The sequence below is a fragment of the Pseudomonas sp. GW821-FHT07G06 genome (assembly GCF_058986625.1).
Map to the genome: position 1 here is coordinate 285,796 of NZ_JBYSVW010000007.1, position 20,354 is coordinate 306,149.

A 20,354-nucleotide genomic window follows, 5' to 3' on the forward strand; every position below is an offset into this window, starting at 1 on the left:
AACGACCATCGCTGGCAAGCCAGCTCCCACAGAAGACCGCGTCCGTAGGAGCGAGCCTGCTCGCGATGGTCTCGAGAGCGACGCGTTTAGCCAGTAAACAAGCGTTATCGTTAACGACCATCGCGAGCAAGCTCGCTCCTACAGTAGTCCTGCTCGATACCGCACCAATAGTATGATAAATTGCACACAGTCGACCATCTCGTGGAGGGCCCGATCATGGGAACCGTACGAAAGACCATCACCGTGACTGACCAGCAAGACAACTGGATCAAAGCGCAGATAGAAGCGGGCCATTACACCAACGACAGCGAATATATTCGCGATCTGATCCGTCGTGAACAGGAGCGCAGCGCTGAACTCGAAACGATTCGGGCCGCCCTTCGGGAAGGTGAATCCAGTGGAAAACCCCGCCCATTCGACCCAGCCGCATTCAAACAGAGAATGTTGACCGCGCATGGCTGAATATCGTCTAACGCCTGCCGCAGAGGGCGACCTTGAGGCAATCTGGAGTTATACCGCTCGCCAGTGGGGCCTGGACCAGGCCAATCGCTACATTGACATCCTTACCTAAGCATTTGCGCAATTGGCCGAGCACCCGAAAAAAGCGCCGGCCTGCGACACTATCCGTCCTGGCTATCGGCGCTGCAGTGTAGAGCGGCACATGATCTATTTTCGAATCACGGCGTACGGAATTGCGATCATCAGGGTCCTTCATGATCGGATGGAAGCGCAGCGCAATCTCTGACGATCCATTTCGCACCCCTTGTAAGAACTGGACGAATGTATTGCTTCGACCAACCGCCATCGCGAACAAGCTCGCTCCTACAGAGTCAGCAAGCCTGGGGTTGTTTGGCGGAAGGCAGCCGGAGTCGAACCTGCCCGGGAACGGATGCCGTCCCCAACCGGGTTTGAAGCCCGGCCGCGCCACCGGGCGCGATTGCCTTCCTTGAATTCCTGCCCCTGAATCAGGGCTCATTGCGCTGGGCCAACGCATTGTCCGGGCGAACCTGGCGACGATCGCCAAATCGCCGGGTCAGGCCGATGCGGTCGAAGTACTCCAGTATCTGGATACTGCGCTTGCGCCCCAGGCCCACCGCATCACGAAACGCCGCCACCTGGATCACCGGGTTGGTGTCCGCCAGTTGCAACAGCATAGCCGCCAATCGGCGAATCATGCCGTCGGTGTAAAACAGGTCGCGCACCACTTGATGCATCAGGCCCAGGCGCGCCATTTTGCGCAGCAACCCGCGCACGGCCGCCTCCTCATGCCCCAGGTCGCGCACCCACGGCGGGTCGAATGCGGCCTGCTCGAACAGCGGTTGCAATTGCAGCCACAGGGCTTCGTCCTCTTCGCTCAAGCGCACCTGATGCCCGGGCAGATGCAACCACGGGCCACTGCTGGCGATGTCGCCGCTGGCCAGCAACTCGTCTAGCAGGCTGATGAATGTCCTGCGTTCTTGAGTGCTGCCGGCAAATCGGCGCAAGCGATCCCGATCCGGCCCCATCTGGTCCGGTTCGAGTTGATGAAAGCGTGCGAGCTGTTCCAGCACGGCGGCCTTCAAGGCCTGCCAACGGCTGGCACTGAACAGCAACGCGCCCTGGCGGGTGTCGATCAAGCGCACGTCAGCGGGCAACACCCAACGGCTGCGCGGTCGGTTGAACTGCCGCTCCAGGTGCTGCGGATCGAGCCCGGTGTCGCTGTGGGCCAGCAATGCCGGCAAAACATCCTCCAGCCTGGTGCTGCTCGCCAGGGCCGCCAGCTGCGCCAAGCGTTCGGGGCTGCGGCGTTGCCGGGTGGGTGCAAACGGATCGAGTACCCGACCGCCACCCAAGGTACGTTGGGCACTCTGGTCCCGCAGGATCAGCCGATCGCCTTTCACCGCGTGCACCGGCGTATTGAGCAGCAGTTGGGCAAACATCCGCCCACCGGGCGCCAGGCTGGCGCCTTCGAGCAAGGCGACCCTGCCGGTGACGTCCTGGGTGCCGAGGTGCACGTGCACCGGTTGAAAGTGTTCGAAGGCCCGGGATTCGCCGGCAAGCAACTGCATGTCGATGTCCAGACGCTGGGTCGGCGCATACAAGCCGTCGGCCAGCAACCAGTGACCACGATGGATCTGCTCCAGCGCCAGCCGCTCGGCACTCAGGTTCAACGCCACGCGCTGGCCGGCACAGGCGTGTTCGGCGGCCTGGTTTTGCGCGTGCAGGCCGCGAATGCGCACCGGTTTGCCTTGTGGCCCCAACAGCAAGGTATCGCCCACCGCGACCTGGCCGGACAGCGCCGTACCGGTCACCACGATACCGGCCCCGGCCACGCTGAAGGCCCGATCGATCGCCAGGCGAAAACCACCCTCGGTATTGCGTTGCGACACTTCACCCTGGGCATCGAGCAACGCCTTGCGCAAGGTTTCGATGCCCTCGCCGGTCACGCTCGACAGTGCAATCAGCGGTGCATCGGCATAGGGTCCGGGCGCCAGCAAGGTACGGATCTGCTCACGCACGTCCTGCACCCTGGCGCTGTCGACCCGATCGCACTTGCTGATCGCCACCAGCGCCCGCGGGATGCCGAGCAACTCGACGATCGCCAGGTGCTCGCGGGTCTGCGGCATCACCCCGTCATCGGCGGCCACCACCAGCAACACCAGATCGATGCCCTGTGCCCCGGCCAGCATGTTGTGGGTGAAGCGCTCATGGCCGGGAACGTCGATGAACCCGGTCAGCGGCGCCTCCGGCTCCAGCGCGGCATACAGGTAGCCGAGGTCGATGGTCATGCCGCGCTCACGCTCCTCCCGGCGCCGGTCGCCCGCCTGCCCCGTCAGCGCCTGGAGCAGCGCCGTCTTGCCATGGTCGATGTGTCCTGCGGTGCCGACAATCACCCTGCCCGGCCCTCCACGTGCAATTGATCGAGCTGCGTCAGCCAGGCCGGCTCGTCGTCCAGTTGCCGCAGGTCCAGCCACAGGGCGTCATCGTCAATGCGCCCGAGCACCGCAATCGGCAAGGCGCGAAAAGCCTCCTCCAGATTCAGCAAGGCTCGCCCGCGCATACGCTTCGACGTGAGTGGGCGAATACACAGCGCCGCGCTGGCCAGTCGCGCCACCGGCTGGCTGCCGCTGCCGATCATACCCAGTGACGGCATGGCGCTGACGCTCCAGCCGTCACCCAGCACGTGGGTCAGCGCCGGCTGCAAGCGCTCGGCCTGGGCGAGGATATCGGCCTGTGGCCGGGTCAACAGGCGCAGGCTCGGCAAACGCTCGGCCAACCGGTCCGGGTTTCGGTAGAGACCCAGCACCGCTTCCAGGGCCGCCAGGGTCATTTTGTCGACCCGCAGCGCACGCTTGAGCGGGTTTTTCTTGATCCTGGCGATCAGGTCCTTGCGACCGACAATCAGCCCGGCTTGCGGGCCGCCGAGCAGTTTGTCGCCGCTGAAGGTCACGATGTCCGCGCCATCCAGCAGCGCCTGACGCACTGTCGGTTCGGCGGGCAGCCCCCAGTGGGTCAAGTCCAGCAGGCTGCCGCTGCCGAGGTCCTCGAGCAGCGGCAAGCCGTGACGGTGTGCCAGTTGCGCCAGTTCCGTGGTCGGCACGCTCGTGGTGAAGCCTTGAATGCTGTAGTTGCTCGCGTGCACCCGCATGATCAAACCGCTGCGCGGGCCGATGGCGGCCTCGTAGTCGCGGGCATGGGTGCGGTTGGTGGTGCCGACCTCGACGAGCTTCACACCGGCGCGGGCCATGATGTCGGGAATGCGGAAGGCGCCGCCGATTTCAATCAGTTCGCCCCGGGAAATAATCCCTTCCTTGCGTGCCCCCAGGCTGTTGAGGGTCAGCAGGACCGCGGCGGCATTGTTGTTGACCACGGTCACCGCTTCGGCGCCGGTCAGTTCGCGGATCAAGCCTTCGATCAGGTCGTCGCGATCGCCGCGCTTGCCGCTGCGCAGGTCAAATTCCAGGTTGAGCGGATAACGCGCGGCCATTTGCACCGCCTCGATCGCTTCTTCGGGCAACAACGCCCGCCCGAGGTTGGTGTGCAGCACCGTGCCGGTGAGGTTGAACACCCGCCGCACATGGCTGCGATGCTGGATGGCCAATCGCTCGCCGACCCGGCCTGCCAGCACCTCGGCGCTGACTTCTACAGGTTCGAGCAAACCCTGCCGTGCCCCTTCGCGCAACTCATCCAGCAACAGCCGCAAGGCACCCAGCAAGGCGTCGCGTCCATGGCGCTCGGCCAGCGGCCGGCACGCCGGGTGACGCAACAGACTGTCGATGGAAGGTAGACGCAGGGATTGGCTGGCACCGCGTGCAGACATCTGGCACTCCTGAAAACGAATGACCCTCGCGCCAGAGTGTAGACGCTGGGTTTATTCGTCTCCCGGCGCCAGCAGCAGATTCGGCGCCAGGCGCTGATAACCGTCCTGGGCCAGGCGCATGTCGAGCATCAGGCTGGACAGATCTGCGGACAACGCTTCGGCCTGCGCATCGTTTTCCAGGTAGAGCAACTTCAGATAGCTGTTGCAACCGGGGCAGACTTCGGCGCGCAACGGCGCCTGGTTGGCGGCATGGCGATCATCTTCAAGGCTGAGGTACTCCAGGCCCTTGCTCTGCTCGCAATACACGCACTTGACCCGCACCACGTGCCACTCGCAGGCACACAGCGAACAGACCAGATAACGCAAGCCGTTGTGCTTGCCACGATGGCGGATGACCCCGGCCATGGCCGGCGAGCCGCAGGCCGGGCACTGGCTGAGGCTGTCGCCGGGTGTCAGTGCCAGGTTCGGCGTACTCAACAGCCAGTGGCTCCAGGCCGTTTGCAGCGCCGCGCCGAGAAACGGCACCAGCGCCGCCGGTACCAGCGAATACTGGCCGCTGACCAGTGCCACCGCCCAAGCGCGGCGTTGCCCGACACCGGCCAGGCGCAAGGTGTCCACGGCATCGGCCACGGCGGATTGTGGCGGTGCGCCATAGCGCTGCAACAAGGCATCGAGGTAAAGCTGCCAGTCGTCTTCGCGCACCAGGCTGTCGGCCGCAAAGGGCGGCAAGCCGTGCTGCTGGCACAACTCGATGCGTTGCCGGTCCACAGGCTCGCCAAGCGGCGGGTCGTCCAGCACCTGTTGCTGCACCCGGCACAACCCGGCAATCAGGCGCAGGTAATCGGCCAACGGGTGCCCTTCGGCCAACGCTTCCAGGCGCTGGGCGCGCAGGCTGAACAGGTTGGGCGGTGGCAGGTACAGAAACGGCGGCGAACTGGCCGCCGCTTCGATTTCTCCAGGTTCCAGGATGGTTGGCAAATGTCAGCCCTTTTTGGTGATCGGTCGCGTAGGCGCTTCGTCGCGGGTCTCATCTTGAGTCACTTGGCGATACCAGAGTTCGTGGTGTTTCCTGGCCCAACCGCGGCTGACTCGGCCGTGCACCATGGCGCTGACCGAGCCCTTGATCCAGATGCCGGCGTAGATGTGCACGATGATGCTCAGGATCAGCACGAAACCGGCCAGTGCATGCAGCAACATCGCCCAGCGTATCGCGGTGATGCCGAAATACTCGCTGAAGTAGGCACGCCAGATCACCAGCCCGCTGAACAACAGCACCAGCATGCACAGCAGTAAAGTCCAGAACAGCAGCTTCTGCCCGGGGTTGTATTTGCCGATGGGCGGAACGCCCTCCTCTTCATTTTTCATCACCCGGTCGATGCGCCTGAGCCACAGGCGATCGTTGGCGATGAAATAGTTGGCGCGCCAGAAGCGAAACACCAGGCCAAGGAACAGCAGGAACATCAGCACGCCCATGAACGGGTGCAGGATGCGTGTCCATGGCCCGCCGCCGAACAGGTTGCTCAGCCAGAACAGCGCCGGGTGGAACAGCGCCAGCCCGGACAGCCCCGCCATGAGGAACAGAATCGCCACCAGCCAGTGATTGGTGCGCTGGTTGCTGGTGTAGCGCAGGATCGTCTTGTCGCTCATGGCCTGCCCTCCCCACGGGGATCGAAGGTATGCACCGACGGATCGACTTCGTGCACGGCGTTGTCCGGCGGCTCGGGATGTTCATCCTCTTCGACGATTTGCGGGCCGACGCGCACGTAGTGGAAGAACCCGGCCAGCACCGCCGCGCCCATGGCCAGCAGCGCCAGGGGTTTGCTGATGCCTTTCCACAGCCCCACCAACGGGCTGATCGCCGGGTGATCGGGCAAGCCGGCGTACAGCCTTGGCGTATCGGCATGGTGCAGCACGTACATCACATGGGTGCCGCCGACGCCTTCGGGGTCGTAGAGGCCGGCGTTTTCAAAGCCGCGGCTCTTGAGGTCGACGATACGTTCGGCGGCGTGCTCCTTCATGTCGTCCTTGGAGCCGAACACGATGGCGCCCGTCGGGCAGGTTTTCACGCAGGCCGGTTCCAGCCCGACCGCCACCCGGTCCGAGCACAGGGTGCACTTGTAGGCCTTGTGATCCTTTTGCGAGATCCGTGGAATGTTGAACGGACACCCGGTGATGCAGTAGCCACAGCCAATGCAGTGGTCCTGATCGAAATCGACGATGCCGTTGGCGTGCTTGATGATCGCCCCGGGGCTGGGGCATGCGGCCAGGCAACCGGGCTCGGCGCAGTGCATGCAGCCGTCCTTGCGGATCAGCCATTCCAGGTTGCCGGCGTCGGTCTCGTGCTCGGTGAAGCGCATCAGCGTCCAGGTTTCTGCGCTGAGGTCCTGCGGGTTGTCGTAGGTGCCGTGGTTATGGCCGACCTCATCGCGCAGCTCGTTCCATTCCGAGCAGGCAACCTGGCAGGCCTTGCAGCCAATGCATTTGGTGGTATCGATCAGCTTGGCGACTTCCTCCATGCCGCGCACCGAGGGCGCGGGTGTGGTGGTGGCCGAGCGGGCAATGATGTCTTGGCTGGCCATTTAGACTTTCTCCACGTTGACCAGGAATGACTTGGATTCCGGGGTCTGTGTGTTGCCATCGCCGAGGAACGGCACCAGGGTGTTGGTCAGGTAACCGTGTCGCGTGAGCCCGGTAAAGCCCCAGTGCAGGGGAATGCCGATCTGGTGCACCACCTGGTTGTTGACCTGCAGCGGACGAATCCGCTTGGTCACCACCGCCACCGCTTCAATGAAGCCACGCTTGCTGCTGACCCGTACCCGGTCGCCTGCGACTATGCCTTTTTCCTTGGCCAGCACTTCACCGATCTCGACGAACTGCTCCGGCTGGGTGATCGCGTTGAGCTTGCAATGCTTGCTCCAGAAGTGGAAATGCTCGGTCAGCCGGTAACTGGTGGCGGCGTACGGGTAATCCTTGGCCACGCCGAGGGAGTCCCACACCGAATCGAAGATCCGCGCTGCCGGGTTGCTGGTGGCTTTCTTGTTTTGCGGGTGCAGTGGATTGATGCCGATCGGTGTCTCGAACGGCTCGTAGTGCTCGGGAAACGGACCTTCGTTCATCTTGTCGACGGCGAAGAATCGCGCCACGCCTTCGGGGTTCATGATGAACGGGTTCATCCCGGCTTCCGGCGGCACGTCGGCCTTGTAGTCCGGCACATCGGTGCCGGCCCAGGCTTTGCCGTTCCACCACACCAGGCGTTTTTTCGGATCCCACGGCTTGCCTTGCAGGTCCGCCGAGGCGCGGTTGTAGAGAATCCGCCGGTTGGCCGGCCAGGCCCAGGCCCAGCCCTGATGCTGGTGCATGCCATACGGGTCGTTGTTGTCGCGGCGGGCCATCTGGTTGCCCAGTTCGGTCCAGCTGCCACAGAAAATCCAGCAACCGGACGCCGTACTGCCGTCATCCTTGAGCTGGCCGAAACCGGCCAGTTGCGCGTTGGCCTTGATCGCCGCGCCGGTGGCGTCGGTGAAGTCGGTCGTCGCCGAGCCGTTGATCTCCTTGGCCAGTTCCTCCGGCGAAGGTTCGTCGGGGATCTTGTACGGCCACGTCAACTTGAGCAGCGGGTCGGGATACGTGCCGCCGTTGGCCTGATAACGCTGGCGCAGACGCAGGAACAATTCGCTCATGATCCGCACGTCGGTGCGCGCTTCGCCAGGGCCGTCGGCGCCTTTCCAGTGCCATTGCAGCCAGCGGCTGCTGTTGACCAGCGAACCGTCTTCCTCGGCGAAGCAAGTGGTGGGCAGGCGGATCACTTCGGTCTGGATGTCGGCGCTGTTCACGTCGTTGTACGGCCCGACCTTTTGCCAGAACTCGGAAGTCTCTGTGGCCAGAGGGTCCATCACCACCAGCCATTTCAACTTGGCCAGTGCCGCCATCACGCGGTTTTTATCGGGCAGCGCGGCGATAGGGTTGAAGCCCTGGCACATATAGCCGTTTACCTTGCCTTGCCCCATCAGGTCGAACACCTTGAGGATGTCGTACTGAGGGATGTCCAGTTTCGGCAAGTACTCGTAAGCCCAGTTGTTCTCGGCGGTGGCGTTGGCGCCGTACCAGGATTTCATCAGGCTGACGTGGAACTTGCTGTAGTTCTGCCAGTAGGACAGTTGCCCCGGGCGCAACGGTTTCTGCGTGCGCTTGACGATGTAGGCGTTGTAATCCTGTTCGGCATCGCCGGGTAGCGTGAGGTAGCCCGGCAGTGAGTTGGACAACAGCCCCAGGTCGGTCAGCCCCTGGATGTTGGAGTGTCCGCGCAAGGCGTTCACGCCGCCGCCCGGCATGCCGACGTTGCCCAGCAACAGTTGCACCATCGCCGCGCTGCGGATCATCTGGGCGCCAATCGAGTGCTGGGTCCAGCCCAGCGCGTAGAGGATGGTCATGGTCTTGCCCGGCGTCGAGCAAGTGGCGATTTCCTCCCAGATTTTCTGCATGGCATCGACCGGCATGCCGCAGATCTGGCTCGCCAGTTCCTTGGTGTAACGGCTGTAATGCTGCTTCATCAACTGATAGACGCAGCGCGGGTCCTGCAGGGTCGGGTCGACCTTGGCAAAGCCGTCCTCACCGAGCTCATAGCCCCAACCGGATTTGTCGGTGTAGAGACGCTTGGCCGCGTCGTAGCCGCTGAAAATCCCGTCCTCGAAGCCATAGCCGGCTTTGACGATGAACGACACGTCGGTGTAGTTGCGCACGTACTCGTGCTGGATCTTGTCCTCGGTCAGCAGGTAGTTGATCAGCCCGCCCATGAAGGCGATGTCGGTGCCGGTACGGATCGGCGCGTAATAGTCGGCCACCGAGGCGGTGCGGGTGAAACGCGGGTCGACCACGATCAGCCGCGCCTTGTTGTGCGCCTTGGCTTCGGTCACCCATTTGAACCCGCACGGGTGCGCTTCTGCTGCGTTGCCGCCCATCACCAGAACCAGATTCGCGTTGGCGATATCGGTCCAGGTATTGGTCATGGCACCACGGCCGTACGTCGGGGCAAGACTTGCCACCGTCGGGCCGTGTCAGACACGCGCCTGGTTATCGAACCCCAGCATGCCGAGGCTGCGCACCACCTTGTGGGTGATGTAGCCCGCTTCATTGGACGCCGCCGACGCCGCGAGGAAACCGGTGGTCAGCCAGCGGTTCACCGTTTGCCCCTGCTCGTTCTTCTCGATGAAGTTGGCGTCGCGGTCGGCCTTCATCAGGTCGGCGACGCGATCGAGGGCTTCATCCCAGGAGATGCGGGTCCATTCGGTGCTGCCGGGCTTGCGCACCTGCGGGTATTGCAGACGGCCGGGACTGTGAATGAAATCCAGCAGGCCCGCGCCTTTGGGGCACAGGGTGCCGCGATTGACCGGGTGGTCGGCGTCACCTTCGATGTGGATGATGTTTTGCGCGACATTCTTCGCAGCATCGCCCTGGCTGTACATGATCAAGCCGCAACCGACCGAGCAATACGGGCAGGTGTTGCGGGTTTCATGGGTGTGGGCGAGCTTGAAATGACGCACCTGTTCGGCAAAGGCAAGCGTCGGGGCCATGCCCAACGCACCCAGGCTAGAGCCTGCAAGGCCGATACCGGCGACCTTGAAGAACTGACGACGGCTGAGATCCATCGTGCACTCCTGATCAGGTGGAACCCGGTACATGGCCGGGCTTTTTCGAACAACCACGGTCGCGGCAGTCTGGCTGCCGACAGTTGAATTTTAGACAGGGCTGTCGAATTCGCCATGAGAACCGACCGTCGGGCAACGGCCATCCGCAACCCGTCACCGTGGCCCGTAACCCTGTAGGAGCTGCCGAAGGCTGCGATCTTTTGATCTTGATCTTAAAAAACAAAGTCAAAAGATCGCAGCCTTCGGCAGCTCCTACAGAAGCAGGCTCGCTCCTGCAGGGATTGGCGCTTATCATGGCCGGCATGATTAACCGGCCTTTACGAGATTTGCGCATGACTTTCGATTTTGATCAGGTGTTCGACCGCCACAACACCGGCAGTACCAAGTGGAGCCGCTATCCGGCGGACGTGTTGCCGATGTGGGTCGCCGACATGGATTTCGCCGCGCCGCCGGTGATCATCCAGGCCCTGCAAAAACGACTGGAACACCCGATGGTCGGTTACAGCGTGGCCCAGGATGACCTGCGCGAAGCTATCGTTGCCGACCTCTGGAACAAATATGCCTGGCGTGTCGAGCCCCAGGCGTTGATTTTCCTGCCGGGCGTCGAGTCGGGCTTCAACATGGCGTTGAAGGCCCTGGTACAGGCGCCACAGAACGTCGTAGTGCAGGTGCCGAACTACCCGCCGCTGCGCCACGCACCCGGACATTGGGGCCTGAACAAGGTCGAACTGAATTTCGATGCGCAGGCCGATGGCACCTACAGCACGCCGCTGGATACCCTGAGCCAGTCGCTGCAAGGTGGTGGCGCACTGCTGCTGAGCAACCCGCACAACCCGCTGGGCAAAGCCTTCCCCCGCGCAGAGCTGCAAGCCATTGCCGACATTTGCCTCGAGCATGATGCCTGGATCATTTCCGACGAGATCCACGCCGAGTTGTGCTTCGACGGCCGCCAGCACATTCCGATGGCCACGCTGAGCCCGCAAGTCGCCCAGCGCACCATCACGCTGATGTCGGCGAGCAAGGCCTACAACATCGCCGGCCTGAAGACCTCGTTCATGATCATCCAGGACCGCCACCTGCGCGAAAAGGTCAACCACGCCCGTTGCGGCATGGTCGACAGCGTCAACCCGCTGGGCATGGAAGCCACCCGGGTCGCCTACAGCGAAGCTGCGCCCTGGCTGGCCGAACTGAAGGTCTACCTGCAAGGCAACCGCGATTTCCTCGCCGAAGCGGTACGCACCCGCCTGCCGGGCATCACCATGAACCTGCCGCAAAGCACTTACCTGGCGTGGCTCGACTGCACGGCACTGGGGCTGGACGACCCGCAGCAGTTCTTCCTCGAGCAGGCCAGGGTCGGCTTGAGCGCCGGCCTGGACTTCGGCGATGACTGCAAGCAGTTCGTGCGCCTTAATTTCGGCTGCCCACGCTCGCTGCTTGAAGAAGGCATCGCACGGATGGAGCGCAGTTTGCGCGGTCTCAAGGCCTGATCCAGCCCCTCGACAACCACCCGGATCCCTGTAGGAGCGGGCTTGCCCGCGATGAACGCCAGCGCAACGCGTTTATTCAGACAGAACGCGTTTTCGTTGACGTCCATCGCGAGCAAGCTCGCTCCTACAAATAATCTGCATCGCGCGGATGGAGCGCAGTTTGCGCCGTCTCAAGGTCTGATCAGCCCCTCGACAACAACCCGGATCCCTGTGGGAGCGAGCTTGCTCGCGATGGCGTCCTGTCGGTTGGCAATGTAGTCGCCTGACACTGCGCCTTCGCGAGCAGGCTCGCTCCCACAGGGCGGTAAGCCGATTCTGTGACCCTCTGAAAAATTGAACCGACCCAAGCTTGCGATGCTCAACAACCTATAGCCCTGCACTGGCGGTTGTTTTGGAATCCGGACCATGAGCTTCATTACCTGGGTGGCGGTGTTGGGGGCTGTGTTGCTGACGCTGGCACTGACCTCGTCGTACCTGCGCTGGATGCCGGTCACCACATCGGCGGTGTGTCTGGTACTGGGCGTCGTCATCGGTCCGGCGGGCCTGGGTTTGCTCAGGTTGGATGTCAAGGATGCCGCCTCCTGGATGGAGCATCTATCGGAAGTAGCGGTACTTTTTTCGCTGTTTGTCTGCGGGTTGAAGTTGCGCTTGCCCCTGGGCGATCGCCGATGGCGGGTGGCATTTGCCCTGGCGGGACCGGTGATGATCCTGTCCATTGCCGGTGTAAGCCTGTTGCTGCATTTCGGGTTTGGGCTCCCGTGGGGGCCGTCGCTGTTGATCGGGTCGATTCTGGCGCCCACCGATCCGGTCCTGGCCTCTCTGGTACAGGTCAGCGATGCCAGGGATTACGACCCGGTCAGGTTCGGGCTTACCGGTGAAGCCGGTTTCAACGATGGCATTGCATTCCCCTTCGTCATCCTCGGCCTGTTGTTTCTGCAACACAGTGACAATGCAGGTGCCTGGCTCGACGACTGGGCGTTCAAGCGTCTGCTATGGGCTGTGCCCGCCGGACTGCTGACCGGTTACTGGATGGGGCGCGGCATTGGCCGCCTAACCCTGTTCATGCGCATCAAGAACGCCGACAGCACCTTCTCACCCAATGATTACCTGGCCCTGGCCCTGATCGCACTGGCCTATGTCGTGGCCGAAACCATCCAGGGCTACGGGTTTCTCTCGGTGTTTGCCGCCGGCCTGGGCTTGCGCCAGGCCGAGGTCAAGACAAGTGGTGACACCCACGCACCGGCCGAACATCTGGTCCAGGCGGTGGTCGGTCATCAACATGTCGAACCCGAAGCGGCCGTGGCTGGCAATGTGGACCACCTGGAAGACACGCAAGTCGCTGCCGGGATCATGATGGGCGACATGCTGTCGTTCGGCAGCCTGGTGGAGCGGGCCATGGAAGTCTTTCTGGTCACCTTGCTCGGGGTCGTGCTGGTTGCACACTGGGACTGGCGGGCGCTGGTGCTCGCATTGGTGCTGTTCGGGATGATTCGCCCGCTGGCAGTCTGGCTGATGCCCTGGGGTTCGCTGCTCAATGGCCCGCAACGCTGGTTGATCGGCTGGTTCGGCATTCGCGGCATCGGCAGTTTCTACTACCTGTTCTACGCCCTGAACCACGATCTGTCGCCTTCGGTGGCCACCTTGTGTGCCGACCTGACGCTCTCGGTGGTGGCCTTGAGCATTCTGGTCCACGGCATCACCACCCAGCCCATGCTGGCCCGCTATGAACAGCACAACCGCCGCGTCACTTCATCGCCAAGGCAATGATTTCCACCAGGTTGAGTTGGGTAAAAGGTTTCGGCAAACGCGGCAGATGGGCGGCAAAGCCTTCCAGCCGTTCGGCATAACCGGTGGCGAGGATGATCGGCACGTCCGGTCGCATGCTCCTGATGGCATTGGCCAGTTGTGCCCCACTCATCTGTGGCATGGCCATGTCGGTGATGACCAGATCGATCTGCGGCTCACTGTTGAACAGCTCCAGCGCCCTGGCACCGCAAGGCGCACTGATGACCCGATGCCCGAGGTCCTCGAGCAGCAGGCAGGTGCTGGTCAACACCAGGCTGTCATCGTCCACCACCAGCACGCGCAGGCCTGGTCCCGTCACGGCCGGCGCTGCGGCGACCGGTTTGACGGGCGATTCCCCGGTGGCGACCGGCAACCAGAGTTCGGCGGTCGTGCCATGGTCCTTCTGGCTTTTGAGGATGAACCGTCCGCCCAGTTGTTCAATAAAACCGTGAACCATCGACAATCCCAGGCCCGTACCTTTACCGACACCCTTGGTGGTGAAAAACGGGTCCATCGCCGAGACCAGCGTGGTTTCATCCATGCCCTCGCCGGTATCGGCAACGCTCAGGCAGACGTAACTTCCCGGGGCCAGGGATGAGGCGGCGCTGTCGGCCACTTCACGGTTTCTGGCGCTGAAGCTGATGGTCCCGCCGTTGGGCATGGCGTCACGGGCGTTGGTGGCCAGGTTCAGCACGGCCAGTTCCAGCTGATTGAGGTCCGCCAGCACCGGTTCGAGATCTTCGGGAAAGCGCGTTTCGATTTTCACCGAAGGCCCCAGGGAACTGCGCAACAGCCCGGAAATGCCTTCCACCAAGGCCGGTATCCGCACAGGTTCCGACTTGAGTTCCTGGCGTCGGGCAAACGCCAGCATGCGTTGGGTCAGGGAAACGCCGCGCAAGGCACCCTGGGTTGCGTTGTCGATCAAGCGGGTTATTTTGGGGTTGTCCGTCACCCGTTTGCGCACGATTTCCAGATTGCCGAGGATCACCGTCAGCAGGTTATTGAAATCGTGGGCGATGCCGCCACTGAGCTGACCGATGGCCTGCATTTTCTGCGCCTGGAACAAGGCCTCCCGGGTTTGCTCCAGCACCTGCTGCGCATGCGTGACGTCAGTGATATCACGGGTAATCTTGGCAAAACCGAGCAAGGTGCCGGTGTCACCCCAGATCGGATCGACGATGACGTGGGCGAGGAACCGCGTACCGTCCTTGCGCATCCGCCAGCCCTTGTTTTCAAAGCGCCCTTCACGCGTGGCGATGTCCAGCGTCCTTTGTGGCTCGCGGGCTTCGCGATCCTCCGGGGTATAGAACATCGAAAAGTGCTGGCCAATGACTTCTTCCGGCAAGTAACCCTTGATGCGCTGGGCGCCAAGGTTCCAGTTGCTCACGCGTCCGTCCGGCGAAAGCATGTAGATCGCATAGTCGGTAACGCTCTGCACCAGCAGGCGGAACTGCTGTTCGCTTTGCTTGAGGATTTCCTCGGCCACTCGGCGATCGGTCAGGTCGCGGGTGATCTTGGCGAAACCCAGCAGGATGCCCGACGGGTCGAAAATCGGATCGATGACCACATGGGACCAGAAATGGCTGCCGTCCTTGCGCACCTGCCAGCCCTCGCCCTCGAAACGCCCTTCACCAAGCGCCGTGTCCAGTGCCCGCTGGGGCAAGCCGGCACGGCGATCGTCATCGGTATAGAAACGCGAGAAATGCTCACCGAGGATCTCGGCCTCTTCATACCCCTTGAAACGCCTGGCGCCGGCATTCCAGCTGGTAATGATGCCGTCTGGATCAATCATGTAGATCGCATAGTCGATCACCGCATCGATCAACAGGCGAAAGCGCTTGTCCTCAACGGTATTCGGCCTGTTTTGATCCTCGCTCATTGAGTTCTCGCGTCATGATTGTTTTTCTGGAGTATGAGACAAACTGCCAATTTGGAAAGCCGTGACTGCAGCAATTTGCTCCATAGCCTGCAACCCCCGCTTAGCGATACACGTACTTGGTGATATAGGAGTAAAGGTCGTTGTAGACGAAATCGGGAACCTGTTTGTCATATTTGCTGGTTTTAAGCAGCTGCAAATGACATTCCCTGACCATCTCGTCACGCTCCTCCATCGAATAGACGGACCTTCTGAGGATAGTGTCATAGGCGCTGTACGCATATGGCTGCAACGTTGAAACTTCGTTCAGATTCCCATTTGGGTCCAGGGTATAGGTGCTGTGAGCACGCAGCACCCGTTCGCTCAGCGTGCCCAGACCGCGCTCGTACAAGTAGATTTGTGAGCCGCTCACTGTCTTTGCGATGAACTCGAACGCAACGAGAACCGCAGGGGCGTTACTGATGCTCGACTCGAGTCTCGAATAGCTGACAAACCGTTCCAACTCCTGCTTTTCCAGGCTGGAGAATGCTCTTTTGATGCTGGACAGATGGGCGAACGCGTGATTGCAACCCACGACATGGACTTCGAGTTGATAACCGGGAACAAATTTTGCCAATCCGGCAAAACCGATGTCATCGAACGCGCACTCCATGATGATGTTGTATCTTTGAGAAAGCGCGTTGGCGAAGATTTTCTCACCGAGCTCCCTGGCAAACGCTTCTGTGTGTTCGTAGGCGTGCAAAACACCGAGCTTGATCATGTCGGCGTAATGCGGGTGTTTTTTTCGATATTCAGGCAGGTACAGTCGAATGTAGTTCCCGTAATTCCCGGATGGCAGCAAGCTCTTTTCCAGCAGGTAAGTCTTGCCCGAGCCCTCCACTCCGGCGGTGATCAGCAGCTTTGGGATGGTTTCAGCAGTTTTGCCGACGAAGAGCACAGGGTGGATCTCGTCGAACGCCTTGATCACGTCGTCTGAGGAATAGTTGTATTTCGGTGCTTCTGACATACCTTGATTTCCTTATCAAAGAATTGGGTTGTGTGATATCCAGCCTTTCCAATAAAGCGTGTTGGCGCTGATTGTTCAATTCGTTGTTTTAATCAAGGTATGTATTTGTTTTTAAAGGTAAAAATTCCTACGGAACAGAGTGAAAATTCGTTGGCGCAATCGACCACCAACGCGGCAGCAATTGTTTGACCTTGCTCTCGCCAAAACGGTCGTCGATCAACATCACCACCCCTTGATCCTGTTGCGTACGGATGACCCGTCCGGCGGCCTGCACCACTTTCTGTACACCGGGAAACAGATAGGTGTAGTCGTAACCGGCGCCAAAGATGGCGGCCATGCGTCGTTTCAGCTGCTCGTTCACCGGATTGAGCTGGGCCAGCCCCAACGTGGCGATAAATGCGCCAATCAACCGGGCACCGGGCAAATCGATGCCTTCACCAAAGGCCCCGCCCAGTACCGCAAAGCCGACCCCCTGGCCGTCGGCGTGGAATTGGTCGAGAAACTGCTGGCGTTGCGCTTCGCCCATGCCTCGGGACTGCGACCACAGGCTGATGTGCGGATGTTTCTCGGCGAGTAGCTGCGCCACCTGCTGCAAATAATCGAAGCTGCTGAAAAACGCCAGGTAATTACCGGGACGCTTGCAGAACTGCCTGGCGATCAGGTCCACGATCGGTTCGAGAGAGGACTGGCGATGCACGAACCGCGTGGAGATCTGGTTGACGATGTGCACTTGCAGTTGATCGGCATGAAACGGCGACTCGACGTCGATGCACACCGTGTCCGCCGGCGTTCCCAGTAAATCGGCGTAATAGTGCCGGGGGCTGAGGGTCGCGGAAAACAGCACGGTGCTGCGCGCGGCAGTCAGGCGCGGGCGGATGAACCCTGCGGGTACCACGTTGCGCAGGCACAGCTGCGAGAGATTGCGCTTGCGTTCGAGGTCGCGCTTGCTGATGTCGAACAGGAACTGCTCATCGAACAGTTCGGCCACCCGGCAAAACTGCAGCATGTCGAAGTAGAAGCCTTGCAGTGCGCTGTCCAGCCCTTGTGGATGATCGTTCAGGTAGTCACCGATGCTGGCGCTGCACGATGACAGTGCCTGAAGCAACTTTTCCGGTGCCTTGTCATAGGCTTGATAGGCGCCGGTTTGCGCGTCATGCAGGGCATTCCACTCGCGGCTGATTCGCTGCATCGGCTTTTTCAGCACGTCGGGCGCGGTTTTGCGCACGCCGTTGAAGGTCGCCTGATCGAGGCTGGCGCTGTACATCTGCCGGCCGCGCTCCACCAGGTTGTGCGCTTCGTCCACCAGCACCGCGACCTTCCAGTGATTGGCCTGGGCCAGACCGAACAGCAAGGCGCTGAAATCGAAGTAATAGTTGTAGTCGGCAACCACCACGTCGGCCCATCGCGCCATTTCCTGGCTCAGATAGTACGGACAGACGTCGTGTGCCAGGGCAACCTCGCGCAAGGCGCCCTGGTCCAGCAGGCTCAGTTGGCTGGCCGCCTGCCGCGCGGCCGGCAGGCGATCGTAGAAACCCCGGGCCAGTGGGCAGGACTCACCGTGGCAGGCTTTGTCCGGATGCTCGCAGGCCTTGTCCCGGGCAATCATCTCCAGCACCCGCAACGGTGGCGCATCGGCGCTGGCCAGCAACACTTGCGCGGCGTCCAGGGCGAGCTTGCGTCCCGGGGTTTTCGCCGTCAGGAAGAACACTTTGTCCAGCTGCTGCGGTGCCAGTGCCTTGAGCATGGGAAACAGGGTGCCCAGGGTCTTGCCGATTCCCGTGGGCGCCTGCGCCATCAGGCAGCGCCCTGTACTGACCGCCTTGAACACCGACTCGGCCAGATGGCGCTGCCCCGGCCGAAAGTCGGCGTGGGGAAAGGCCAGGCGCTGCGCCGCGAGATTGCGCCCGTCACGGTGGGCGACTTCCTGTTGCGCCCATTGCAGGAAGCGCGCGCATTGCCGCTCGAAGAACTGTTGAAGCTGCGTGGCATCGAAGGGCTCGACCAGGCAGGTTTCCTTTTCACTGACGATGTCGAAATACACCAGCGCCAGGTTGATCCGGGGCAGATCCAGTTGGCGGCACATCAACCAGCCGTAGATCTTCGCCTGGGCCCAATGCAACTGACGGTGGTTGGCCGGTTGTTTGCTCAGGTCACCGCGGTAGGTCTTGACCTCTTCCAGGCAGTTTTGCCCCGGGTCATAGCCATCCGCCCTGCCCTTGACCGTCAGGGTCTGAAACTGGCCCTCAAGGGCGACTTCGCTTTGGTAACCCTCGCTGCGCCGCGAGGCCACCGTGCGGTGCCCGACAATGCCCTCCAGCGCGGTGGGCGACGGCGTGAAGCGCAAGTCGAGGTCGCCGGCCTTGGCGGTGAACTCGCACAGCGCCCGCACCGCAATGCTGTAGCTCAAGCGTCCTGCTCCGCCCATTGCACGTAGCACACGGCGATGGGCATCTGGTGTTCATGGCAGAACTCCAGCCAGCGCAACTGGTTGTCCTGCAGGCGATCGCCCGGACCCTTGACTTCGATCATGCGGTAGGTCTTTTGCTGCGGCCAGAACTGGATCAGGTCCGGCATGCCGGCGCGATTGGCCTTGATGTCCAGCAAGAGGCGGTTGAACCAGTGCCTGAGATGCTCGGCGGGAAGGCAATCGAGGGCTTGCTCCAGCAACTCTTCGCTGAGCACGCTCCAGAACACGAACGGCGACTGCACGCCCCACTTGGCGGCATAACGTTCGCGGATGGTCTGCCGGTAGCGCCCGTCTTCGAGTTCGGCCAGGCAGGCCTGGAACAGTTCGGCCCGGCGGGCCTGGAAGTCTTCGCTGAGCAAATCCACCGGCCCGCGCTGGAACGGGTGGAAGAATGCCCCCGGCAAAGGCGCGAAGATCGCCGGCCAGCACAGCAGGCCGAACAGTGAGTTGATCAGGCTGTTTTCGACGTAGTGGATCGGTGCCGAATCCTCAGCCAGATGCGCCTGAACGTAAAACTCGACCGACATTGCCGGATCGACTCTTGGTAGTTGCAGGTCCAGACGCTGCATTTCCCGAGGCGCCGCCCGCTTGATGGGCGGCCCGCCGAGCTTGCGCCGCAGGCGCGGCAGCACGCGGTGCAACTGCTGGTGTTCGGCGGCACTCTCCGGTGCCTGTTCGGCCTGTTCGGCCAGATCCAGCGCCAACTCGAACTCCCCGCTGCGCTCCAGCACACGAATGAGTCGCGCACGCGCACCCGGATAAGCGCATTCGCGGTAGAGATCCAGGGCCATGGCGAAATCCGCGATGCGTTCGCAATACTGGCCCATCTGGAACAGCAGCTTGCCGCGCCGGCGTTGCAACCAGGGATTGTCCAGCGCCAGGTCCTTGATGCGCCCGGCCACCTCCTCCAGCGCTTCACCGGCTTCGAACTGTTGCTGGTACGCGTGCAGGAGGACACAGGCATCCACGTCTTCGCGGCTGCGCAAGCCGCGAGACTCGGCGCTGAATTCGACTTTTTCGTAGGTGTAGATACCCAGGTCGGCCAGCACGAACTCCGACCAGTCCTGGTACAGGTTGCCGAAGAACATCAGGCGCAGGCGATCGCACAACTCCATGATGGTCAGGCTGAGCAGGCGCTCATCCAGCCACGGGCACCAGTCGTTGAAGCATTGCGCCTGGGGAAATTGCTCGCTCAGCGCTGGCAGCCAATCGGATTTCCGGCCTTTGGGTTGATCGATGACAGAGCCAAAGGTCTGGAGGATTTCACCCTTGAGCAGCAGTTCGAACAGTTCCTCGACCGCCAGCGGCATGCGCTCGTCGACCCAGCCGAGTTTCAACAGCGGGCCGGCGGCGCCGGGGATATCGCCGATTTCGTCGTAATGCAGTTTGCCGGCCCTGAAATGAATGCCCTTGCGCATGACCATTCTGACCAGCAGCGCCTGCGATTCACGGGGTAACCGCTTAAACTCATTAATGAAACGCAGCTCGTCGACGCTCAGTACATCGGCAAAGCGCTGCTCAAGCCAATCAAGCACTTGCATGAAGTTGTTCAGGTAATAGAACGGATCGTCGAGGGGATTTGCGGTCACAGGAAATGGGCCATGGCGAGCGAGTACTGGTTATGCGTACAGATACCAGTTCCACCCTGCCTGGCGCAATCGGAAAAGGATAAATGGAGGCGCTGTACGGAATATTTCCCGGGCAGTAGAACTTTCTGCCCCCTGGCGGCACCAACCGCCATAGGCATGCAGTGACAGGCGCGAGTGGATGGCACTGCTTCAAAACGAA

At 61.7% G+C, this 20,354-nt stretch carries 13 protein-coding genes, 1 tRNA gene and 1 pseudogene; 4 read left to right on the forward strand and 11 right to left on the reverse strand.

The window, feature by feature from the left end; all coding sequences use genetic code 11:
• The first annotated feature begins 216 nt into the window (after window positions 1–216).
• The gene (locus AC3WJW_RS14570) at window positions 217–462 is read left to right on the forward strand and encodes a type II toxin-antitoxin system ParD family antitoxin (RefSeq protein WP_046043337.1); all 246 of its coding nucleotides are present in this window, start codon (window positions 217–219) and stop codon (window positions 460–462) included.
• Window positions 455–745: pseudogene (locus AC3WJW_RS14575) on the forward strand (type II toxin-antitoxin system RelE/ParE family toxin). Before AC3WJW_RS14570 ends, AC3WJW_RS14575 begins: the two are co-directional and overlap by 8 nt.
• A 105-nt stretch (window positions 746–850) precedes the next feature.
• Here the strand turns inward: AC3WJW_RS14575 and AC3WJW_RS14580 are convergent.
• The 7 genes from AC3WJW_RS14580 to fdnG form a co-directional block, all read right to left on the reverse strand.
• Window positions 851–946, reverse strand: a tRNA-Sec gene (locus tag AC3WJW_RS14580).
• Window positions 947–965: 19 nt separating this feature from the next.
• Complete coding sequence (gene selB, locus AC3WJW_RS14585) at window positions 966–2,873, reverse strand: selenocysteine-specific translation elongation factor (RefSeq protein WP_493726490.1); 1,908 nt, start codon at window positions 2,871–2,873, stop codon at window positions 966–968.
• Window positions 2,870–4,300 carry an L-seryl-tRNA(Sec) selenium transferase gene (gene selA / locus AC3WJW_RS14590; protein ID WP_493726491.1) on the reverse strand — a complete coding sequence of 477 codons (1,431 nt, stop codon included), beginning with the start codon at window positions 4,298–4,300 and terminating at the stop codon, window positions 2,870–2,872. Before selA ends, selB begins: the two co-directional genes overlap by 4 nt.
• A gap of 51 nt (window positions 4,301–4,351) precedes the next feature.
• On the reverse strand, window positions 4,352–5,278 hold the full coding sequence (fdhE, locus tag AC3WJW_RS14595) for a formate dehydrogenase accessory protein FdhE (protein WP_493726492.1): 927 nt from the start codon (window positions 5,276–5,278) through the stop codon (window positions 4,352–4,354).
• 3 nt (window positions 5,279–5,281) lie between these two features.
• Window positions 5,282–5,947 (reverse strand): formate dehydrogenase subunit gamma, encoded by a 666-nt coding sequence (locus tag AC3WJW_RS14600; protein WP_102701381.1) that lies wholly within the window; start codon window positions 5,945–5,947, stop codon window positions 5,282–5,284.
• A complete protein-coding gene (fdxH, locus tag AC3WJW_RS14605; RefSeq protein ID WP_102701380.1) occupies window positions 5,944–6,879 on the reverse strand; it encodes a formate dehydrogenase subunit beta in 936 nt (311 codons plus the stop codon). Before fdxH ends, AC3WJW_RS14600 begins: the two co-directional genes overlap by 4 nt.
• Complete coding sequence (gene fdnG, locus AC3WJW_RS14610) at window positions 6,880–9,945, reverse strand: formate dehydrogenase-N subunit alpha (RefSeq protein ID WP_493726493.1); 3,066 nt, start codon at window positions 9,943–9,945, stop codon at window positions 6,880–6,882.
• Between the two features lie 332 nt (window positions 9,946–10,277).
• Here fdnG and AC3WJW_RS14615 point away from each other — a divergent pair, with 332 nt between their 5' ends.
• A complete protein-coding gene (locus tag AC3WJW_RS14615) occupies window positions 10,278–11,432 on the forward strand; it encodes a MalY/PatB family protein (protein WP_493726494.1) in 1,155 nt (384 codons plus the stop codon).
• Between the two features lie 405 nt (window positions 11,433–11,837).
• Window positions 11,838–13,199 carry a cation:proton antiporter gene (locus AC3WJW_RS14620; RefSeq protein WP_493726495.1) on the forward strand — a complete coding sequence of 454 codons (1,362 nt, stop codon included), beginning with the start codon at window positions 11,838–11,840 and terminating at the stop codon, window positions 13,197–13,199.
• On the opposite strand, the gene AC3WJW_RS14625 is transcribed toward AC3WJW_RS14620, so the two are convergent.
• The 4 genes from AC3WJW_RS14625 to AC3WJW_RS14640 all read right to left on the reverse strand — a co-directional run bounded on the left by AC3WJW_RS14625 (window position 13,177) and on the right by AC3WJW_RS14640 (window position 20,155).
• Complete coding sequence (locus AC3WJW_RS14625; RefSeq protein ID WP_493726496.1) at window positions 13,177–15,096, reverse strand: hybrid sensor histidine kinase/response regulator; 1,920 nt, start codon at window positions 15,094–15,096, stop codon at window positions 13,177–13,179. The two genes, AC3WJW_RS14620 and AC3WJW_RS14625, sit on opposite strands and share 23 nt — an antisense overlap.
• A gap of 100 nt (window positions 15,097–15,196) precedes the next feature.
• Window positions 15,197–16,099 carry a zeta toxin family protein gene (locus AC3WJW_RS14630; protein WP_493726497.1) on the reverse strand — a complete coding sequence of 301 codons (903 nt, stop codon included), beginning with the start codon at window positions 16,097–16,099 and terminating at the stop codon, window positions 15,197–15,199.
• Between the two features lie 127 nt (window positions 16,100–16,226).
• Window positions 16,227–18,506 carry an ATP-dependent DNA helicase gene (locus AC3WJW_RS14635; protein WP_493726498.1) on the reverse strand — a complete coding sequence of 760 codons (2,280 nt, stop codon included), beginning with the start codon at window positions 18,504–18,506 and terminating at the stop codon, window positions 16,227–16,229.
• Entirely contained in the window at window positions 18,503–20,155 is a 1,653-nt protein-coding gene (locus AC3WJW_RS14640; protein WP_493726499.1) for a VRR-NUC domain-containing protein, read from the reverse strand. Before AC3WJW_RS14640 ends, AC3WJW_RS14635 begins: the two co-directional genes overlap by 4 nt.
• Window positions 20,156–20,354: the final 199 nt, after the last annotated feature.

Excerpts from the sequence above, each read along its gene's own strand:
- fdxH (WP_102701380.1), bottom strand. The coding sequence starts at position 6,879 with ATGGCCAGCCAAGACATCATTGCCCGCTCGGCCACCACCACACCCGCG.
- AC3WJW_RS14625 (WP_493726496.1), bottom strand. The coding sequence starts at position 15,096 with ATGAGCGAGGATCAAAACAGGCCGAATACCGTTGAGGACAAGCGCTTT.
- AC3WJW_RS14615 (WP_493726494.1), top strand. The coding sequence starts at position 10,278 with ATGACTTTCGATTTTGATCAGGTGTTCGACCGCCACAACACCGGCAGT.
- AC3WJW_RS14570 (WP_046043337.1), top strand. The coding sequence starts at position 217 with ATGGGAACCGTACGAAAGACCATCACCGTGACTGACCAGCAAGACAAC.
- selA (WP_493726491.1), bottom strand. The coding sequence starts at position 4,300 with ATGTCTGCACGCGGTGCCAGCCAATCCCTGCGTCTACCTTCCATCGAC.
- AC3WJW_RS14620 (WP_493726495.1), top strand. The coding sequence starts at position 11,838 with ATGAGCTTCATTACCTGGGTGGCGGTGTTGGGGGCTGTGTTGCTGACG.
- AC3WJW_RS14630 (WP_493726497.1), bottom strand. The coding sequence starts at position 16,099 with ATGTCAGAAGCACCGAAATACAACTATTCCTCAGACGACGTGATCAAG.
- AC3WJW_RS14600 (WP_102701381.1), bottom strand. The coding sequence starts at position 5,947 with ATGAGCGACAAGACGATCCTGCGCTACACCAGCAACCAGCGCACCAAT.